Source organism: Microcystis sp. M53598_WE2, assembly GCF_030067735.1.
GTDB lineage: Bacteria > Cyanobacteriota > Cyanobacteriia > Cyanobacteriales > Microcystaceae > Microcystis > Microcystis aeruginosa.
Map to the genome: position 1 here is coordinate 1 of NZ_JASJFE010000401.1, position 3,908 is coordinate 3,908.

5 protein-coding genes are annotated in these 3,908 nt (G+C 44.8%); 2 read left to right on the forward strand and 3 right to left on the reverse strand.

Annotation, left to right across the window (positions count from 1 at the left end):
* From PX636_RS08570 to radA, 3 genes are all read right to left on the reverse strand, one after another.
* Positions 1-121: DUF29 family protein (locus tag PX636_RS08570; protein WP_288116762.1), on the reverse strand; the 121-nt coding region annotated here is incomplete at its 3' end.
* Positions 122-193: 72 nt separating this feature from the next.
* On the reverse strand, positions 194-295 hold the full coding sequence (petL, locus tag PX636_RS08575; RefSeq protein WP_002791324.1) for a cytochrome b6-f complex subunit PetL: 102 nt from the start codon (positions 293-295) through the stop codon (positions 194-196).
* 45 nt (positions 296-340) lie between these two features.
* A complete protein-coding gene (gene radA / locus PX636_RS08580) occupies positions 341-1,867 on the reverse strand; it encodes a DNA repair protein RadA (protein WP_002796849.1) in 1,527 nt (508 codons plus the stop codon).
* Positions 1,868-2,100: 233 nt separating this feature from the next.
* On the opposite strand from radA, the gene rpaB reads away from it, so the two are divergent.
* Entirely contained in the window at positions 2,101-2,829 is a 729-nt protein-coding gene (rpaB, locus tag PX636_RS08585; RefSeq protein WP_041804658.1) for a response regulator transcription factor RpaB, read from the forward strand.
* Positions 2,830-2,838: 9 nt separating this feature from the next.
* The gene (locus tag PX636_RS08590) at positions 2,839-3,480 is read left to right on the forward strand and encodes a cofactor assembly of complex C subunit B (protein WP_002796847.1); all 642 of its coding nucleotides are present in this window, start codon (positions 2,839-2,841) and stop codon (positions 3,478-3,480) included.
* Positions 3,481-3,908: the final 428 nt, after the last annotated feature.

Consider the following 3,908-nt stretch of genomic DNA (forward strand, 5'->3'; position numbering starts at 1 on the left):
CGATCAAGTTTTCTAAGTCTAGCGCTTCAAAATTTTTCGCCTTGAGCAGTTCGATAGTTTCTTCTAACCAGAGAGAATCATCAATTTCGTAGAGAGTTTTTAAGTCTAGAATAACAGTCATTTTTTATCTCCCCTAGAATTGGCAATAGTGACCAGTTAAACCGATCACTAAAGCTTTTTTACTGTTTATATACTAGATAATTTTAGCGGCGCGCAGACCGAAAAAGAGACCGAGGGCAATTCCGGTAAAAACGATCAGATAACCCGCCAAAGCAGCAACAGCTAACACAGACATGGTGAAAATCTCCCAAGTAATTTAATCTTTTTTAGCATTGTACCGTTATTCTTGCCCTTCCCCTTCCTCGTCTTCTATATCTTCCCCAAAGCGCTGCTGGGGGGGGATTGCGGCGACAATTGCCTCGATTACCTTGCCGACTGGAACAATTTCTAAGCCCACATCTTCGGGATAAACTTGACCTCTAGGGACAATCGCCCGTTTAAAGCCCAATTTCGCTGCTTCTTTTAATCTTAGTTCCATTTGCGACACTAAGCGCACTTGTCCGCCTAATCCCACTTCCCCGATTAAGACTGTGCGCGGATCCACGACTCGATCGCGAAAACTGGCGACAACAGCGATCGCAACTCCCAGATCCGCCGCCGGTTCTTCCACTCCCAACCCTCCTGCGGAGGCAACATAGGCATCTAATTTCGATAAAGGAATGCCGACGCGCTTTTCTAAAACGGCGAGAATTTGCTGTAATCGGTTGTATTCTATGCCAGTAGTCGATCTTCGGGGGGAAGCGTAGCTGGTGGGGCTAACTAATGCCTGTAACTCCACCACAATCGGGCGTGTACCTTCACAGGCTACCACCGTCGCCGTACCAGGGGAAAATTCGTCGCGATTGCCTAAAAACAATTCTGAGGGGTTTTCCACTTCCACCAAACCGTGATCCACCATCTCGAAAATACCGATCTCATGGGTTGCCCCAAAACGGTTTTTCACGGATCTTAAGAGACGATGGGAGGCATAGCGATCGCCTTCAAAATATAACACCGTATCGACCAAATGTTCCAAAACTCGCGGACCGGCGATCGCCCCTTCTTTAGTAACATGACCGACAATCAATAAAGTAATATTCTCCCGTTTTGCCACCTGCATCAAGGCGGAGGTACATTCGCGAACTTGGGCGACAGATCCCGGTGCGGAAGTTAACGCCCCAAAATAAAGAGTTTGAATACTGTCAATTACCGCCACCTGTGGGCGTAGAGATTCTAATTCTCGCAAAATTTCCTCTAAATCTGTTTCTGGCAGAACGTAGAGATGATTATCGAGTTCTGCGGTTGATTCGGAGGCTTTTTTCTCTTTGCCATTGCCGTTATTTTCCGACTCCACGGCAACCACTCCCACCCCCAAACGGGCAGCCCGCAGTTTAATCTGTTGTCCCGATTCCTCGGCGGAAACGTAGAGGATGCGCGGTAATCTTTGGGCGAGTTGGTTGGTAACTTGCAGTAAAAGCGTCGATTTGCCGATACCCGGATCGCCGCCGATTAGTACAAGAGAACCGGGGACGATGCCACCACCGAGAACGCGATCAAATTCCCCGTAACCGGAGGGAAAACGTTCCTGTTCATACTGGGTAATTTCCGAGAAGCGAACCGAGATGCGCGGCTGGGGGTTGCGTTGCCCTTTGCCGTTATTTGGGCGACTATTTTGCCATCCTGGGCGATTTACCGCCGGATTATTGCCACCAGCTACCACTTGTTCTTCTAGCGTCCCGTAGGTGTCACAACTGGGGCATTTTCCCAACCATTGGGGAGATTCCGCCCCACAAGCACTACAGATATATATTGTTCGCGATTTCGCCATGTTTTTTAAGAAAAGTTGAAGAAAAGCGGTTTGAGGATCAATTCTCTTGTCAAATTTAATTAAGTATGATATAGGGGAAGCAAGACCCTAAAGTTATTGATAATTGCCATAAAAGAAATAAAATAGGAAATTTAGGCTTAATGATAACGGCAAAAGGATATTCTATAAACAGGAACGCTCGTTATTTAACTTTAAAATTCATCACACTATTTAACTAAGGAGTGTTAATTCAGTTGGAGAACCAGAAGGAAAAAATTCTCGTTGTTGATGATGAAGCCAGCATCCGTCGTATCTTAGAGACTCGTTTGTCGATGATTGGTTATGAAGTCGTCACCGCCGCCGACGGCGAGGAAGCTTTAGAAACCTTCCGCACCGCCGAACCCGATTTAGTGGTTTTGGATGTGATGATGCCGAAATTAGACGGTTACGGTGTCTGTCAGGAACTCCGCAAAGAATCGGATATTCCTATCATTATGTTAACGGCTTTGGGGGATGTGGCCGATCGAATTACCGGGCTAGAATTGGGTGCCGATGACTATGTAGTTAAACCTTTTTCTCCCAAAGAACTCGAAGCGCGGATTCGTTCGGTGTTGCGTCGGGTAGAGAAAAATGGCGTCCCGGGGATTCCCAGTTCTGGTGTGATTCATATCGGTTCAATTAAAATCGATACCAATAAACGCCAAGTTTATAAGGGGGATGAACGCATCCGTCTGACCGGTATGGAATTTAGTTTACTAGAATTATTGGTCAGTCGATCGGGAGAAGCTTTTTCGCGCTCGGAAATCCTTCAGGAAGTTTGGGGTTATACCCCCGAACGTCATGTGGATACGCGGGTGGTAGATGTGCATATTTCCCGTTTACGAGCCAAATTAGAGGATGATCCCAGCAATCCTGAGTTAATTCTCACCGCTAGAGGTACAGGCTATCTTTTTCAACGTATTCTAGAACCAGACGAGGAATAGTTCTCAGCTATGGCACAAGCTGATCCCAATCGTATTTTAAGACTGTTACCCCTGTTCGCCGGCATCGTCGGGGGTACGGTATTAATGTTTAATCGTTTTGCCACTGCCGATTTAACCCCATCGCAAGCGCGTTCCGATGTGATGGGAGTGATTTTGAGTGGGGTTTTAATTTTGGTGGGTTTAATCTGGCAAAGAGTTCAACCCCGCTTACCGGATGCTGTGGAATTAATCGGGCGCGAAGGCCTGGAATTTGCCCCAGATTTGCCAGAACCGGTTAAAATTGAGCTTGCTTGGGCTTCCCATTTACTTTTAACTAACACCGTGACAAAATCTCTGATCGTTTATTATCGGGGAGAAGTTTTATTACGTCGCGGTATCCTAAGGGAGAATTCTGAAGTTAAAGTTAGTAATATTATCAAAAGAGTTTTAGAAACCGGTAAAGCCGTTTATTTAGTTAATTTAAATTTATATCCCGCTAAAATCGAGTTTGACTATTTGCCAGAAAACACCCAAGGCTTAATCTGTCAACCCATCGGTAAGGAAGGGGTGTTAATTTTGGCGGCAAATGCGCCGCGCAGTTATACTAAACAAGATGAAATTTGGATCGAGGGAATTGCTGATAAATTAGCCGACACTTTCAGTCAGTTTTAGACGATTTCAGTAAGATTTAAGAATTTGGTTAAGATGAGAGTAAACAGTTAGCGATCGACCTGTAGCTACAGCAGTTATCTCAATGGTGAGATAGCTATACTTTGCCGGCGGCGATCGAAGCTTTTAAAAATCGTTGACTGATGCCAAATCCTTTTTTAATAGTGTGATTAACTGTCAATCCAATCTTCAAAACCCAGTTGACAAAATGAAGCTAAAAAATCGGGATTTTAAACCGATAAGCTCTGAGGATTTCGTTTTATCCAGAACTGAGTTAACCTACTGTTCACGGCTGAGAAGATTCTAAGAGTGATAACAAGTTTTGACTATGTTCGATATCGTAGGTGACAGATCTTTTATTATTTTTCTTAACTAGGGCTTGCTGAAAATTACTGAAAGCCTTACTAGAAAACGGTTTTGGCACTTTTTTA

What these genes read in the sequence shown, in the direction of transcription:
- radA (WP_002796849.1), bottom strand. Translation starts at nt 1,867, where the DNA reads ATGGCGAAATCGCGAACAATATATATCTGTAGTGCTTGTGGGGCGGAA.
- petL (WP_002791324.1), bottom strand. Translation starts at nt 295, where the DNA reads ATGTCTGTGTTAGCTGTTGCTGCTTTGGCGGGTTATCTGATCGTTTTT.
- PX636_RS08590 (WP_002796847.1), top strand. Translation starts at nt 2,839, where the DNA reads ATGGCACAAGCTGATCCCAATCGTATTTTAAGACTGTTACCCCTGTTC.